Origin of the sequence: Luteococcus peritonei (assembly GCF_039526385.1) — a bacterium.
GTDB lineage: Bacteria > Actinomycetota > Actinomycetes > Propionibacteriales > Propionibacteriaceae > Luteococcus > Luteococcus peritonei.
Map to the genome: position 1 here is coordinate 119,019 of NZ_BAAAIX010000027.1, position 14,477 is coordinate 133,495.

General features: G+C 71.6%; 16 protein-coding genes. 8 read left to right on the plus strand and 8 right to left on the minus strand.

Annotated features, from left to right (window positions below; all coding sequences use genetic code 11):
• Nucleotides 1–4: 4 nt before the first annotated feature.
• Nucleotides 5–910: an AEC family transporter gene (locus ABD073_RS11620; protein WP_343874789.1), complete on the minus strand. Its 906-nt coding sequence runs from the start codon at nt 908–910 to the stop codon at nt 5–7.
• A gap of 136 nt (nt 911–1,046) precedes the next feature.
• Between ABD073_RS11620 and ABD073_RS11625 the strand changes: the two genes are divergently transcribed.
• Complete coding sequence (locus ABD073_RS11625; RefSeq protein WP_343874790.1) at nt 1,047–2,282, plus strand: S1C family serine protease; 1,236 nt, start codon at nt 1,047–1,049, stop codon at nt 2,280–2,282.
• 87 nt (nt 2,283–2,369) lie between these two features.
• On the opposite strand, the gene ABD073_RS11630 is transcribed toward ABD073_RS11625, so the two are convergent.
• The 3 genes from ABD073_RS11630 to ABD073_RS11640 all read right to left on the minus strand — a co-directional run bounded on the left by ABD073_RS11630 (nt 2,370) and on the right by ABD073_RS11640 (nt 4,749).
• Nucleotides 2,370–2,528, minus strand: coding sequence for a methionine/alanine import family NSS transporter small subunit (locus ABD073_RS11630; RefSeq protein ID WP_343874791.1), 159 nt, complete (start codon nt 2,526–2,528; stop codon nt 2,370–2,372).
• The gene (locus tag ABD073_RS11635) at nt 2,525–4,228 is read right to left on the minus strand and encodes a sodium-dependent transporter (RefSeq protein ID WP_343874793.1); all 1,704 of its coding nucleotides are present in this window, start codon (nt 4,226–4,228) and stop codon (nt 2,525–2,527) included. The genes ABD073_RS11630 and ABD073_RS11635 overlap by 4 nt, the downstream gene beginning before the upstream one ends.
• Before the next feature lie 125 nt (nt 4,229–4,353).
• On the minus strand, nt 4,354–4,749 hold the full coding sequence (locus ABD073_RS11640; RefSeq protein ID WP_343874795.1) for a hypothetical protein: 396 nt from the start codon (nt 4,747–4,749) through the stop codon (nt 4,354–4,356).
• A gap of 604 nt (nt 4,750–5,353) precedes the next feature.
• On the opposite strand from ABD073_RS11640, the gene ABD073_RS11645 reads away from it, so the two are divergent.
• Genes ABD073_RS11645 through ABD073_RS11655 form a run of 3 tightly spaced genes read left to right on the plus strand, consistent with a single transcriptional unit; the run spans nt 5,354 to nt 8,699 of the window.
• Nucleotides 5,354–6,211, plus strand: a complete 858-nt coding sequence (locus ABD073_RS11645) for a phytoene/squalene synthase family protein (protein ID WP_343874797.1) — start codon at nt 5,354–5,356, stop codon at nt 6,209–6,211.
• Nucleotides 6,208–7,395: a lycopene cyclase family protein gene (locus ABD073_RS11650; protein WP_343874798.1), complete on the plus strand. Its 1,188-nt coding sequence runs from the start codon at nt 6,208–6,210 to the stop codon at nt 7,393–7,395. Before ABD073_RS11645 ends, ABD073_RS11650 begins: the two co-directional genes overlap by 4 nt.
• Nucleotides 7,392–8,699 (plus strand): cytochrome P450, encoded by a 1,308-nt coding sequence (locus ABD073_RS11655; protein WP_343874800.1) that lies wholly within the window; start codon nt 7,392–7,394, stop codon nt 8,697–8,699. Before ABD073_RS11650 ends, ABD073_RS11655 begins: the two co-directional genes overlap by 4 nt.
• Here ABD073_RS11655 and ABD073_RS11660 read toward each other — a convergent pair.
• From ABD073_RS11660 to ABD073_RS11670, 3 genes are all read right to left on the minus strand, one after another.
• Nucleotides 8,683–9,882, minus strand: coding sequence for an FAD-dependent oxidoreductase (locus ABD073_RS11660; RefSeq protein ID WP_343874801.1), 1,200 nt, complete (start codon nt 9,880–9,882; stop codon nt 8,683–8,685). The genes ABD073_RS11655 and ABD073_RS11660 overlap by 17 nt on opposite strands.
• A 97-nt stretch (nt 9,883–9,979) precedes the next feature.
• A complete protein-coding gene (locus ABD073_RS11665) occupies nt 9,980–10,318 on the minus strand; it encodes a hypothetical protein (protein WP_343874803.1) in 339 nt (112 codons plus the stop codon).
• Nucleotides 10,315–11,715 carry a tryptophan-rich sensory protein gene (locus ABD073_RS11670; protein ID WP_343874805.1) on the minus strand — a complete coding sequence of 467 codons (1,401 nt, stop codon included), beginning with the start codon at nt 11,713–11,715 and terminating at the stop codon, nt 10,315–10,317. Before ABD073_RS11670 ends, ABD073_RS11665 begins: the two co-directional genes overlap by 4 nt.
• Nucleotides 11,716–11,807: 92 nt before the next feature.
• Here ABD073_RS11670 and ABD073_RS11675 point away from each other — a divergent pair, with 92 nt between their 5' ends.
• Both ABD073_RS11675 and ABD073_RS11680 read left to right on the plus strand, forming a co-directional pair.
• Nucleotides 11,808–12,545, plus strand: a complete 738-nt coding sequence (locus ABD073_RS11675) for a CPBP family intramembrane glutamic endopeptidase (RefSeq protein WP_343874807.1) — start codon at nt 11,808–11,810, stop codon at nt 12,543–12,545.
• Complete coding sequence (locus tag ABD073_RS11680; protein WP_343874809.1) at nt 12,542–12,988, plus strand: SRPBCC family protein; 447 nt, start codon at nt 12,542–12,544, stop codon at nt 12,986–12,988. Before ABD073_RS11675 ends, ABD073_RS11680 begins: the two co-directional genes overlap by 4 nt.
• A gap of 21 nt (nt 12,989–13,009) precedes the next feature.
• Here ABD073_RS11680 and ABD073_RS11685 read toward each other — a convergent pair whose 3' ends face one another.
• Nucleotides 13,010–13,387, minus strand: a complete 378-nt coding sequence (locus tag ABD073_RS11685; protein WP_343874810.1) for a DoxX family protein — start codon at nt 13,385–13,387, stop codon at nt 13,010–13,012.
• Between the two features lie 115 nt (nt 13,388–13,502).
• Between ABD073_RS11685 and ABD073_RS11690 the strand changes: the two genes are divergently transcribed.
• Both ABD073_RS11690 and ABD073_RS11695 read left to right on the plus strand, forming a co-directional pair.
• Nucleotides 13,503–13,922, plus strand: coding sequence for a pyridoxamine 5'-phosphate oxidase family protein (locus ABD073_RS11690; RefSeq protein ID WP_343874811.1), 420 nt, complete (start codon nt 13,503–13,505; stop codon nt 13,920–13,922).
• Entirely contained in the window at nt 13,919–14,368 is a 450-nt protein-coding gene (locus ABD073_RS11695) for a DoxX family protein (RefSeq protein WP_386751684.1), read from the plus strand. Before ABD073_RS11690 ends, ABD073_RS11695 begins: the two co-directional genes overlap by 4 nt.
• Nucleotides 14,369–14,477 lie beyond the last annotated feature (109 nt).

The following is a 14,477-nucleotide window of genomic DNA, read 5'->3' on the forward strand; positions in this document are numbered from 1 at the left end:
CCCCTCAGCCCAGGAAGGCCACCAGCAGCGGCATCACCACGATGCCGACCAGGATGCTGACGCTGGTCATGAAGGTGGACAGCTGCACGTCGCCACCGATCTCCTCGGTGAATCCGGGCGCCATCGCGGCGATGGGTGCGTACATCACGATCACCAGCATCAGGCGCCAGTCCTGCGGCAGCGGGGAGAACCACAGGGCGAGCGCCATCAGGCTGACCAGGGCGTAGCGCAGCCCCAGGTAGCGCACCGCCCGTCGGGCCTGGCTGGCCTCCATCCGGATCTCCAGGCCGATGCCGATCATCAGCATGGCCAGGAAGGTGTTGGCCTGGCCCACCGTCGAGGTGAAGGTGATGAACTGGTCCGGCAGGCGCACCTCCAGCAGCTTCATCACCACCAGGGCGAGGTAGACGTCGAAGATCACCGAGCTGAACATCGCCTTGAGGAAGATGCCGGGGGTGGTGCGCCGCCCCTCGTCGGCGGTGCCGGTGGCCCAGGCGTAGCCGATGCCCGCGGCCGCGAAGGCGTTGCCGATGTCGAACAGGCTGGCGTGGACCACCGCGGCCGGGCCCATGAAGCCGGCCAGGTAGGGGGTCGCGAAGGCACCCATGTTGAAACTGGGCAGGTTGATGATGCCGAAGGCCTGCTGCTGCGGCCCACCGCGATGCTCCAGCAGCCGGCCCGCCAGCTGGAGCACCAGGTTCACGCCCAGCGCCACCACGGCCAGGCCCAGCTGGTGCACCTGCAGGTGGTGGTCGTTGAAGGCGGTGACCAGCATGCAGGGCAGCGTGATGCGCAGCACGATGCGCGAGAAGATCCCGAAGTCGGAGGTCTTCACCCAGCCGATGCGCTTGATGAGGTAGCCGACCGCGATGATCGCCACCAGCGAGAGCGCCTTCACCAGGATGTCCATGCACACCTTCCGTCCGCCCGACAGGCTAGGCCATCGGCCAGTGCCTCCCGTAGCTGGGCCACCTGTTGCCTGCGAGGGCGCTGCCCGGTACGCCCGGTACCGGGCGTACCGGGCAGCCATCTGCAAGAGTGGGGGCATGCACACTCGGGGATCTGTGGGCCGCCTGTCCGTCTGCGCCGTCGCGCTCGCCAGCCTTGCTGCAGGATGCAGCAGCGGCTCGTCGGGCACGTCGACGCCCTCCACCAGCGCGTCCGGAGGCAGCGCCGCGGCCAGTCCGGGCGCCACCGCCACCAGTGCCTCGGCGACGCCGACCAAGGCACCGGTCACCCCGGTCAAGCCGGCCGCTCCGCCGGCGAGCGCCAAGCCTGCCGGCAGCCGTGCCGCGGGCCTGGTGCGGGTCCAGGTGAACAACTGCCAGAACATGGTGACGGGGTCCGGCTTCTTCGTCGACGACGACCTGGTGCTCACCGCCGCCCACCTGTTCAAGGGCGCCGCCAGCGTCGCCGTGCACTCCCCCGGCGGCGTGGTGCGCGGCAAGGTGCTGGGCACCGACGCGGCCAGCGACCTCGCGCTGGTGCAGCTGCTGCCCACCGGCGACGGCTCCCGGCTCACCGGGCCGGCCTTCTCGCTGGGCACGGCGGCACCGAAGCAGGGCGATGCGGTCACCCTGCTGGCCTACCCGGCCGGCCGGGCAGCCCACCAGGCGGCCGGCACGGTGGAGGCCACCGACGGCGGTCTCGAGGTGGACGGGACGAAGCTCGAGGGGCTGATCTCCCACACGGCCAATGCCGCGCCCGGCAACTCCGGTGGCGTGCTGCTGGATGCCTCCGGCAAGGCCGTCGGCATGGAGGTCTCCACCGATCCGAGCGGCGCCGGCGTGCACCACGCCGTCCCCATGACCAAGGCGGCGGCCCTGATGAAGGCGTGGAAGGCCAAGCCGGCCGCGCTGAAGATGGCGAAGTGCGAGGAGCTGGGCCCGCCGTCGATGACCTCGATCCATCCCGACGCCCCCGCCATCAAGACCGCCCTGTCGCGCTACCTGTGGGGGATGTCCTATCCCACCGAGACCGAGGAGCTCACCGGCCTGACCGGCGCGCAGGTGGCCTGGCAGGGACTCGGCCCGGCGGAGCAGAAGCGCTACGGCAGCCCCGAGAAGTTCCTGGCCCAGCACAAGGGCGTGATCGCCGGCGCCGCCAATGTGGACAACCTGGAGAAGCGTGACGAGTTCACCGACACCCTGATCTGGACCCTGCAGCTGGAGGGCCCCGGCAAGAAGTGCCAGGTGCACACCCAGCGCGTGGTGCTCTCCAGCGCCTCCGGCTCCTGGGTGATCGACCAGGTGGCCGAGCAGCAGGCCCCGCGCAGCTGCTGAGCCTGCCGGGCGGCTGCCCGGACACGACGACGCCCGCACCACATGGTGCGGGCGTCGTGCTGTCCGGACCGGTCCGACCCGACGAGGTCAGACGAGTTCGGCGTAGCCCTCCACGGGACGGCCGTCGTCGTCGAGCAGACGGACCGACCCCTCCGGGAAGCGGTAGAGCCGGCTGACCGCCCAGGCCAGGCCGCCCCAGATGACCACGATGGCGAAGGCCATCATCACGAGTGCTCCGGTGCTCACTTCGAGCCCTCCTTCAGGTCCAGGGTGGTGCGGGAGTGGGTGTCGGCCACCGAGGCCAGGTCCAGGTTCTCGCGGGAACGGATGTCCTCGAAGCGCTTGCGGTCAACGATCGGGTCCAGGACCGGGCCCGGGATCGGGTCGCCGTCGGAGTCCAGGGTGTGCAGGTTCGACTTCTCCGACCAGGGCGCCAGGGAGAAGACCACGGCCAGCAGGACCAGGCCCACCGTCATGCCCCAGCCCCAGACCCCGACGAAGCTGGACGGCATGCCGCCGTAGCCCTTCTCGAGACGTGTCTGGATCTCGCCGATCAGCGTGTAGCCCAGCACCACCGGTGCCACGGCACCGACCAGCAGCTGCCAGCCGCGCCCCAGCTTGAACGAGCCGGCCTTGTTGAGGTGGCGTCGCAGGGTGGGCAGCGCCGTGAAGCCCGCGGTCAGGGTGAGCGCGGAGACCAGCGCGGCGCCCACGATGCCGAAGTTGTTGACGAAGGCGTCGGTGACGTCGAGCAGGTTCAGCCCGGTGGTGGTCGGGAAGAGCAGCGCGGAGACCAGCGCCATCGGGATCCCCACCAGCAGGGTGGAGGCCACGCGGCCGGTGCCGAACTTGTCCTCGACGGCGGCGATGATCACCTCGACGATGGAGATCATCGAGGTGAAGCCGGCGAAGACCAGCGAGCCGAAGAAGAGCACGCCGATCAGGGTCCCCATCGGGGCCTGGTTGATGATCGTGGGGAAGGCGATGAAGGCCAGTCCGATGCCGGAGCTGGCCACCTCCGAGACCGGCTTGTCCGCAGCCTGCGCCATGAAGCCCAGGGCGGCGAAGACGCCGATGCCGCACAGCAGCTCGAAGGAGGAGTTGGCGAAGCCCACCACCAGGCCGGAGCCGGTGAGGTCGGCATTCTTCTTCACGTAGGAGGCGTAGGTCACCATGATGCCGAAGCCCACCGACAGCGAGAAGAAGATCTGGCCGAAGGCCGCCACCCAGACCGAGGAATTGGTCAGCGCCGACCAGTCAGGCGTGAACAGCGCGTCGAGGCCCTTGGTGGCGCCGGGCAGCGTGAGGGCCACCACGACCAGCACCACGAACATCACCACCAGCAGCGGGATGAACAGCAGCGAGCTGCCCGCGATGCCCTTCTGCACACCCAGGGCCAGGCAGCCGATCACGGCCAGCCAGACCAGCAGCAGCGGGATGGCGATGCCGGGCACGAAGTCGAAGCCGATGGAGGCCTGGTCAGCGGGAACCGCCCGGGTGAAGGACTCCATGAAGAAGGTGCCGGGGTCGTCGCCCCAGGCCTTGGTGAAGGAGAACAGGAAGTAGCGCAGCGCCCAGGCCAGGATCAGCGCGTAGTAGACGCCGATCACCACGCAGATCAGCACCTGCCACCAGCCGATCGGCTCGGTCAGGCGGTGCAGGCGCCGGAAGGACAGCGGGGCCGAGCCACGCCAGCGGTGGCCCACCGCGTAGTCCAGCAGCAGCAACGGGATGCCCGCGCAGACCAGCGCGATCACGTAGGGCAGGATGAAGGCGCCGCCACCGTTGGAATAGGCCACATAGGGGAAGCGCCAGATGTTGCCCAGGCCGACGGCGGAGCCGATGGCGGCCATGATGAAGGCGGTGCGCCCGCTGAAGGCGCCGCGGCTGGCGGAGGCCGGTCCTTGGGAAGTGGCCCCGGACGGTGGGGGCTGGCCGGTGCTCATGGAGGGTCCTTTCGAGGGCAGTCAGGTGTGCGCCCACAGGATACGGAAGCGCCGCTCGCTCCAGGAGGCTTCCCAGATGGCAGTCGCCCGGCTGCCGTCCCGAGCCAGGTCGTCGCGGTCAGCCGCTACCGGCGGGGAGCGGAGGGCTCGTCCTGCGGTGCCGTCAGCGAGGCGGTCTCCGTGTCCTGGGCCAGCAGGTGGCTGCCCTCCACCACGTCGAAACCCGCCCGGCAGGCCAGGGCCAGGTTGCGGTACTGCCGCTCACGCCAGGGCGACATCTTCGCGTCGTCGAGCAGGACATCGTGGCCCACCCGCAGCAGGCCGTTCACCATCCCGGAGGTGGCCACCTGGATGGTGTGCTGCACGTCCACGTCCACCGAGACCGCACCGGCCACCATGCGGCGCACCAGGCTGCGGCTGACGTAGACAGATCCTCGCGACTGGGCCGCCTGGCGCAGCTGCATGCTCCGCTCACCGTCGACGGCGCCGTGCACCACTGTCAGGTGCCCCGCTCTGGGCATGGAATCGCTCCTCTTTCTCCATGAGATCTGCAAGAAGCCGCTCACCCGATGACGCAGTTCCAAGCATGACGTGCGGGCCCCTTCCAGACAGGTGACCCATTGCTGTTCAGACTGGGCTGCGGCGCTGGTAAAAGCAACTTGAAACGGGGTGTCATCCCAACCAATCGGGCGAATGTGGTCAAAAGCACATTCCGATGTCCCGAGATCGTGTGACTTCCTGCCCGTTCAATGGAAACTTGGTGTGTTTTCAAGCTCCACCGACAGGGGGTCTCTTGAACCCGGCGCACCGACCTCCTGATCGTCGCGCCCGTCCGCCCACCCCCAGGGCCACGTCCGGCGGGCCCTCCTTCGCAGGAGTCGGGTGGGCTGCCCCGGGCATGCTGCTCGGGCCGGTCCTGCATGCTCGGTGAGCGACTGTAGGAGTCCCGTACGCCTGTCGTCCCCCGAGGAGACCTGATGGGCTGGCTCCCCCTCTCGCCGATTCTGATGCAGCGGGTACGACAGTGCCCTGTCCAGTGGCCGTCGTGTCGAACAGCAGCGCCGACGCCTCCATCGACCAGATCATCTCCAGGACGTGCCCCATCACGCCGTAGTGGTCGGCCCGATGGCAGAGCTCCGAGTCCCGGCGCTTCAGCTAGTCGTCGAGTGGCGCGCCAAGCACCGCCGTTCACACACGACTGGTGGGAACGCCACCTATGCACTGTGCCGGCTCGCCGACGACATCGTCGACGCGCCGATGGCCACCGCCAGCACGGAGCGGGTCCCCGCCACCCGGGCCGCCCTGCGAGCCTTCCAGGCCGCCTTCGAGCGGGCGGTCGACGATCCCTCCTCGGCCGGGCCGGTCCTGGCGGCGGTCGGCACCACGGTGCGCAGCTCCGGCATCACGCTGGAGTGCTTCGACCGCTTCTTGGGCGCCATGTCCATGGACCTCGACACCACGAGCTACCAGACCTGGTCCGACCTGCTGGACTACATGGAGGGGTCGGCGGCCGTGATCGGGGAGATGATGCTGCCGGTGCTGCGACCCAGCTCCCCCGCGGCGCGCGAGCCGGCCCGGGCCCTGGGCTTCGCCTTCCAGCTCACCAACTTCCTGCGCGACGTGGACGAGGACCTGTCGCGGGGCCGGGTCTACATCCCGCAGGAGGACCTGCGACGCTTCGGCGCCGATCCGCGCCGCCGGGTGGTGGACGAGCCGTGGCGCGAGCTGATGCGTTTCGAGATCGCGCGCAACCGTGAGCTGTACGCGCAGGCCGACCAGGGCCTTGGCCTGCTGCCCCCGGCGTCGCGTCGCTGCGTGGGCACGGCCCGGTTGCTCTACGCACGCATCCTGGACCTTGTGGAGGACAACGACTACGACGTCTTCTCCGGACGGCTGCGCCTGCCCACCTGGCGCAAGGCCATGACCGCCGCTCGCGGTGGCGTCGACCTGGGCCTGCCCCAGGCCCCCGGGAGAGCGTCATGAGGTTCCCGCAGGCCGACGTGGCGGTGGTGGGTCTGGGCCCGGCCGGGCGTGCCCTGGCGTACCGGCTGCTGCACCACGGCGCTCGGGTGGTGGTGGCCGACCCCGCCCCCGAGCGAGCCTGGTGGCAGACCTATGCGGCCTGGCAGCACCAGCTGCCCGACTGGCTGGACGACGATGTCGTCGGGGCACAGGCCGGCCGGCCCGTGATCCGCGCCCCCCGGCCGGTGCAGCTCGATGACCGCTACCTGGTGCTGGACAGCGGGCGGCTGCAGCGGAGCCTGGACATCTCGGCGGCCGAGCCGCTGCCCGAGCTGCTGGACGAGGCCGCGATGTCCACCCTGGCGCCGGTGGTGGTGGACTGCCGCGGCTCCCACCCGCTGCCGGTCCGCAGCCGCGGCCGGCGGTGGCGCGAGGGGCCCACCCAGAGCGCCTACGGCGTCGTGCTGCCCGCCGAGCTGGCCGCCGGTCTGCTGGAGGGTGCCGACTCGGTGCTGATGGATTGGCGCCCCCACGACGGCGCGACCTCCTGGGGCCCGCGTCGCCCCAGCTTCTGCTACCTGGTTCCGGTGCCCGGCGGCGGGGTGCTCGCGGAGGAGACCAGCCTGGCCGCCACCCCCGCCATGGACCGTGGGCTCCTGCGCCACCGGCTGGCGGTGCGGCTGCGACGCCACGGGGTCGCGGCCCACGAGATGGCGGCCGCCCCCACCGAGAGGGTCCACATCCCGCTGCTGCCGGCGCCCCGCCCTGCGGTGCCCGGGCCGGCGCAGGTGCACCGCTTCGGCTCGGCCGGGGACCAGTTGAACCCGATCTCCGGCTACAGCGTGGGCAGCAGCCTGCAGCAGGCCGACGAGCTGGCCCGGGCACTGCTGGAGCACCGCAGCTGGCCGTCCAGGTCCGCCGACCCCCGACGCCTGGCGCTGGCCGCCCTGGACCGGCTGGGCGGCGACGCCACGATGGAGCTGTTCGGGGCCTTCTCCCGGATGCCCGGCAGCGCCCAGCGCGCCGTGCTCGACCCCCGTACCAGTACCCGAGCGGTCCTGGCCGCGATGGGCCGTCAGTGGTGGACGATGACGCCCCGGCACCGTCCGGCGCTGGTGGCAGCCACCGCCGCCGGCATCACCGACCTGAGGACCCGGCCGGCAGACCGCGGGGTCGGGGCCCACAACCGAACAGGAGCACCATGAGTGGTCCCGCTGACCATCCGGAGGCAGCGACCGGCTGCCCCCATCCCGCCGCCGGCCCGGTCAGCCAGCGTCGTGCCGTGCGGCCCGGAGAGGCCATCGCGGGACCCGGCGTCGAGCTGCGCGAAGGCCTGTGGTTGCTGCGCGACCACCGGCTGGCCCAGCAGTTGCTGCGTGCCAGGCACCAGACCCGCCAGGCCGGGTTCACCGCTGAACACATCCCCCGGGGGCGGATGCGCCAGCGCCCCATCCTGATCGACGACGGACCGGGCCACGACGCCCAGCGCCGCGCGGTGGCCCGCTTCTTCGCGCCGACTGTGGTGGCCGAGCGGCACCTGGCCCTGATGGAGCGCAGCGCCGACCAGCTGGTGGAGCGGGCGCAACGCACCGGCCACCTCCTGCTGGACGAGGCGGCCCTGTTCTACACCGTCGAGGTGACCGCCGAGATCGTGGGCCTGACCCACCAGCGTCGTGGCGACACCGACGCGCGTCGGCGCCGCCGCACCGAGGCGATGGCCCGACGGCTCGAGAGCTTCTTCAACCAGCCACCCTTCGACCTGACCCGTGCGGACCTGGGACGAACCCCCCGGCAGAGGCTGCGGGCAGCTGTCAACGGACTGGTACCCCTGACTCGCTTCGCGCTGGGCGACGTGGCCCCCGCCGTGCGGCAGCGTCGCCGAGGCAGCGCCGACGACGTGATGGGCCACCTGGTGCAGCAGGGCCATTCCTGGCCGGCCCTGCTGGTGGAGGCGGTCACCTATGGCACCGCCGGCATGGTCACCACCCGGGAGTTCATCTGCATGGCCGCCTGGCACCTGCTCGACGACCCGTCCTTGCGCAGCCGCTACCTCCAGGCACCCCGCGAGGAGCGCCACGCGATCCTGGAGGAGCTGATCCGGCTGGAGCCGGTGGTGGGCCACCTCTATCGTCGCGCCACCGAAGGTGTGCCGCTGGGCGACGATCCGGACGAGGTGGTGATCCCGGCCGGGGGGCTGGTGGACATCGACGTGCGCGCCGCCAACGCCGACCCCGCCGCGGTGGGCGAGCAGCCGCTGCGGCTGTGCCCGAGCCGGCAGACGGCGGGCGGGGTGCGGGCCAGTGGGCTGAGCTTCGGCGACGGCGCCCACCGCTGTCCCGGCCAGCACCTGGCCATCTGGGAAACCGACGTCCTGCTCACCCGGCTGCTGGCCCTGGACGCCCGGCTGGTCCAGCCTCCCGAGCTGTCCTGGGACGACCTGGTGGCGGGCTACCAGCTGCGAGGAATGCGCCTGGAGATCGGTGGTCGAGGCCTCAGCGCAGCAGATTGAGCGCTTCCCGGGCGGCCCGACGCCCGGAGGCCGCGGCACCGTCGAGGGAGGCGTTGCCGAACTGGTCGCCGCAGGTGATGGTGCGCTGGACGATGCGCACCCCGGCACCGGCGCGGTGCGCCCCCGGCCCGACAGCCGGGACGGTGACCGGCACGTGGTGCTCGCGCACCAGTCGCCAGTCCGCGGGGTCGGCGCCGTAGACCAGTCCCAAGTGGTCACGGACCTGGTGCTCGTCGGCGGACTCCCCCACCGTCAGGGCCGCCACCAGGTGCTCACCGGCCGGGGCATATTCCGGTGCCAAGTGGCTGACCACGGTGGTGGTGGCCACCGGCCCGGAGCCGGTCCCGTCCAGATGGATCGCCGGGCTGTGGCTGGGCGCCCGGTGCGTGGCGAACCAGAAGCTGCGGGTGGCGTGCACGGCCACCGGCTCGGTGCCCTCCAGCCGCGCCGCCTCCAGTGGGCCGGCGGCAATCACCACCGCCCGAGCGCTGAAGTCGCCCTCACTGGTGTTCAGGCTCGCCGTGGCAGGATCGAGCGCCTCCACCCGGGTGCCCAACCGCACGTCGAGGTCCTCGGCCATGATGCGGGGCAGGGTGGCCATGCCACCGCTGGGCAGCCCGGGCGTGCCGGCGGCGAACATCGCCAGCAGCCAGGCGGTGAACCGGGCGGACGTGCTGCCGTCCTGCTCGCAGACCACGCCCGCCAGGAAGGGGTCCACCACCTGGTGGCGCAGCGGCGTGGTGAAGCCCGCGCGATCGAAGACCTCCCGCCGGGTGAGGTCCGCACCGGCGGCGGCTCGCGCCACCGCTGCCAGGGCGGCGACGTCACCGGCTCGCACCAGGCCGGACCGAAGGCTTCGGGGCAGCCGGTCAGGACGCCGGCTGGGATCGCTGACCTCGGCCAGGCCGTCGAGGGTGCGGACCCTCACCTCGCGCGGGAAGCGACGCAGCCCCAGCCGGTGCATGTCGACACGGCGCCGCAGGTGGGGATAGGCCGGGTTCAGCACCTGGAAACCACGGTCCACCAGGAAACCGTCCACCTGCTCCGTCGCCACCCGGCCGCCCACCTGCGTCTGCGCCTCGAGCACCACCACGTCGTGCCCGTCCGCCGCGAGGGCTCGCGCGCACGACAGGCCGGCGATCCCGGCCCCCACCACGACCACGTCATGTCGACTGGTTGTCATCTCTTCCTCCTCGAACCCGACCCCGGACCCGCCTCTTGGGGACAGACACCCCGTCGGGGCCAACGCTGCCACACCGGACCTCGCGGAGCCATGCCGGTCACCCCCGCTCCGAGGCATCATCCTCGAGCAGGTCCAGCATGCGCTCCGCCCGCTGCCGGCGGGCCGGTTCATCCAGTTCCCACCAGGCCGTGCCGCGTTCCCCCAGGCCCTGCTTGGCGAGCTGGACACGACGACGCCACGGCTGACGCTCCTCCTCCGAGTGCAGCCGACCGATCATGGAGCGCGCCCGCCCCAGGTGGGCCCGCAGGCGGCCCGTCACCGCCTCGTCGAGGACCGGGTCGGTGGCACGCCAACGTCGACCACCGACCACGATGTGGCGGCCGTCGGGAGTACGTTCGGGGCCGGGTCTGCCGCTGGGGCCGGCGGTGGGGCTCATCGGTGGCGGTTGCGTCGACGCAGCGCATTGGTGAGCACAGCGGCGAAACCTGTCCACGCGGCATAGGGGGCCAGGACGACGCCCCTCTGGCGCCGCGACGTGCCCACTCGCCGCACCAGGTCCGCGGAGCTGACGGCCAGGGCCAGGGCCACACCGGTGGCCGCCGGCAGGTTGCGCTGCCGGAAGAAGGTCCACGACCAGCCGGCGTTCAACACCAGGTTGGCCGCCAGGGCCGCGGAGTAGCCGGTGGCTCCCTCGTCCTCGAATCCCTCCAGCCGGTCGGCCAGGTGCAGCGCGGAGACGGCGGCGATGTCCGCATAGAGCAGCGTCCAGACCGGCGCGAAGACGGCCGCCGGGGGCTGCCAGGCCGGCTTGCGCAGCGTGCGGTACCACAGCGTTCCCGGTTGGGTGGCGATCCCGCCCAGCGCCGCCGTGGCCGTGACCGCGGCCCCCACCACGGCCAGGGTCTTCGTGAAACGCCACGGGTCGTGACCCTGTCCGGCCTCGCGCACCGCCTCGTCGAAGCCGGTCAGGCCCCCGGCCGGCCGGCCGATGCGCTGGTCCAGGTCTCGCTCCTTCACCACAGTGTCGTGCAGCATCGATCCCACCAGGGGCGCGGCGAGCGAGGACTCGACGGGTGTGATCAGCCCGATCCACTGCCCCGCCAGCCTCGGGGTCATCACCGGCGCGGTGACGACGGGACGGGGCCCCAGGCCGTGCACCGCCGCATAGCGCTGCATCATCTCGGCATAGCTCAGGACGTCGGGACCACCCACGTCGAAGGTCCGGTTGTCCTCTGGTGGCAGGTCTGCGGCGCCCACCAGGTAGTGCACCACATCGCGCACGTCGATCGGCTGGATCCGGTGGCGCAACCACCGGGGCCCGCCGGCGCCGGGCAGCCGCTCGGTCAGGGCACGCAACATGTCGAAGGAGGCCGATCCCTCACCCAGCACCACCCCGGCCTGGATGGCGGCGGTGGGAATACCGCTGTCCATCAGGATCCTGCCCACCTCCACCCGGCTGGCGAGGTGTTCGGAGAGTTCGGCGGTGTCGGGGTGCAGCCCGCCCAGGTAGACGATGCGCGCCAGTCCCTCGCGGCGGGCGGCCTCGGCGAAGGCATGGGCGATGGACCGCTCCGTCCTGGCGAAGTCGCCCGAGCCGCCCATCGAGTGGATCAGGAACCAGGCCACCGACGCGCCGCGCATGGCACGAGCCAGGTCATCGGCGGATTCGGCATCTCCCTGCACCACCTCGACCCGCTCTGCCAGGCCCGGGTCCAGCTTGTCGGCGTCGCGCACCAGCACTCGGACCTCCCAGCCAGAGGCGAGGAGACGCTCGACCACCAGGGCCCCCAGATAGCCGGTGGCGCCGGTCACCATTCCCACACGCTTGTCCATGTCCCCAGCATGCCCCACCGCACAGAAGGATGGCGACGAGCTTCCCGCCCGGGCCGTACGCTGGCAGCGCAGCCAACGGGATGGGGAACGACATGGCAGACGTCAACCGGCCAGCGGCGGGGCTCCGCTCCTTCCTACACGCCTCCCTGCTGGACACGGCCGAGATGCACGGCGGCCCGGTCTCCCCGTATCGACCGCGCTGTGTGTGTGCGCTGACGCTGGTAGCCGGGGCGGCGGTGCTGGCCTGGTCGCTGCGGATCCCGGCCGGTGATCCCGCCTTCTACCTCGCGACCTTGGCACTAGCCGCCGTCTGGGCCGTGGGCGCCCGGCTGTCCGGCCCACTGCCGCTGGCCGGACGGGCCGGTGCCGGCGCGCGGGTCGGGGACGAGCTGGTTCGGGCCCTGGTGGTGGGTCTGGTCCTGCTGATGGTCTTCGTGACCGGAGCCGTGCTGGTGGCCCAGCTGCCCGGTCTCGCCACCCCGGTCCAGGAACTGCTGGACCATGCCCGCCAGGGCTCCCTGCCGCTGGTGGCGCTGCTCACCGCGCTGAACGGTCTTGCCGAGGAGCTCTTCTTCCGAGGGGCCCTGTTCGCGGCACTGCCGCGCGGCTGGCAGCTGGCCGGGTCCACAATCCTCTACACCGTGGTCACAGCGATGTCGGGCATCCCGCTGCTGGCCTTTGCGGCCCTCGTGCTGGGCGTCGTGGTGGGATTGCAGCGCCGCGCCACGGCAGGCTGCCTGGCGCCCGTGGTGACGCACCTGGTCTGGTCGCTGGGCATGTTGCTGCTGCTGGGACCGACCCTCAGCCTCGCCGCGCGGATCCTGTCATGAGCGGGCGCTCGCCGGCGACGGGCCGGCTGCCGGTCTTCCAGGTCGAGCTGAGCTGTCCCCAGCCGCCCGAGCTGGTCTGGCAGAAGTTGTGGGACCTCGAGCGCCACAGTCTGGCCGTCCCCCTCACCCGGGTGCGAGCCGAGGGCTCCCCGGAGCTGCGGCGGGGATCGCACTTCGTGGCGCGCACGGGTGTGGGCCCACTGGCACTGGACGACTGGATGACGGTGCGTGAATGGTCCCCGCCCACCCGGGCCCGGATCGAGAAGACCGGACCGCTCCTGCACGGGACCATCACCGTCGAGCTGAGCCCGACGGGGACCGGTACCCGCCTGACCTGGCGGCAGGGCTATGGCGCACGAGGCCTTCCCGCCGTGATGGCACGGGCCCTCGTGCCGTTCGTGGCCAGGGGCTACCGGGTGGCGCTGGGGCGCATCCTGTCCTGACCCGGCCAGGCCGTGGCGGACTCAGCCGTGGCGGGCCACCAGGCCGGCGCGTCGCACCAGGTCGGCCTGCAGGGGAAGCCGCGCCCAGGAGACCAGCCGCTGCGGCCGCGGGCGCCGGCGCCACCGCCAGGCCATCGTGAGGTTGCCGGGGAAGACGCCGATGAACAGGGCCTGGGCCGCCCGGCCGCCGGCTCGTCGGGTGGCGGGCACGGCCAGCAGCGTTCCGACGGCCAGCTCCGCCACGCCCGAGCCGAGCGTCCACTGCCGCGCCGTGCCGGGCAGCCGGCTCGGGATCAGCGCATCGAAGGGCTCGGGCCTGGCGAAGTGCAGGGCGCCCATCCCCAGGCAGAGACCGGCCAGGCCCAAGGCATTGCGATGTGCTTCGTCGTGAGGGGTCATGGTGCGAGGCTAGCTCGGTCTGAGACGGGCTCGGACCGCCAAGGGTGGAGCGAGGGCTGCGGCGGTGGGCCTAGGCTGCCTGCGTCGACCCATCCCGCCGAACGAAGGACTCATGATGACGCTCAGCCTGACCGACCTGGCCGAAGGCATGAAGGATCTGGACACCTGCCTGCTGTGCACGCGGGACGGCGAGGGCATGGACGCCCGGCCGATGAGCAACAACCAGGACGTGGAGTGGGACGGCTCCAGCTGGTTCTTCACCAACGGCGACGAGGCCATGGTCGAGCAGATCCGCAGCTGCCCCGAGGTGATGGTCACCTATGCCAGCAAGGGCCTCTGGGTGGCCGTGGTGGGTCGCGCCGAGCTGCACCAGGACCAGCAGGCGATGGAGCGTCACTGGGACCCGGACATCGACCGGTGGTTCGAGCAGGGCGTGCAGACGCCCGGGCTGACGCTGATCGAGGTCCAGCCCCGCCGGATCCGCTACTGGAGCTTCGAGGACGGCGACGGTGAGGTGGAGTGGCCGGCACGATGAAGCACCCAGCGCTGGACGAGATTCCTGACCAGCCGTCCGCAAGCCTGTCACGGACCATGGTGCGCCTGCTGCTCGGGCTCGCCATGACCTTTGCCGGCGTGATGCACCTGACGCTGGCGCGGCAGGACTTCCAGGCGCAGGTGCCCAGCTGGATCCCGTTCAGCGAGGACCTCGTGGTGTTGGTCTCCGGTGTGGTCGAGATCGCCTTCGGCCTGGCGCTGCTCCTGCTGCCCAGGTGGCGGTGGTACGTGGGGATCGCGCTCGCGGCCTTCTACGTGCTCATCTTCCCCGGCAACGTCGGCCAGTACCTGGAAGGTGTCGACGCCTTCGGCCTGGACACCGACCGCAAGCGGCTCATCAGGCTGTTCTTCCAGCCCCTGCTGGTCCTGGCGGCGCTGTGGGCGGCCGGTCCGCTGCGCCGGGGGCGGCGGCAGTCGAGGCACTGACCGAGACCCCACCCGGCGGTGGGGAGACCGCGGGGCCGCCAGGGGGGTGTCCCTATGTTCCTCGTCAAGCGGCGAGGGGCATGGGTGAGGGTGTTGGGGCGGGGGCCCG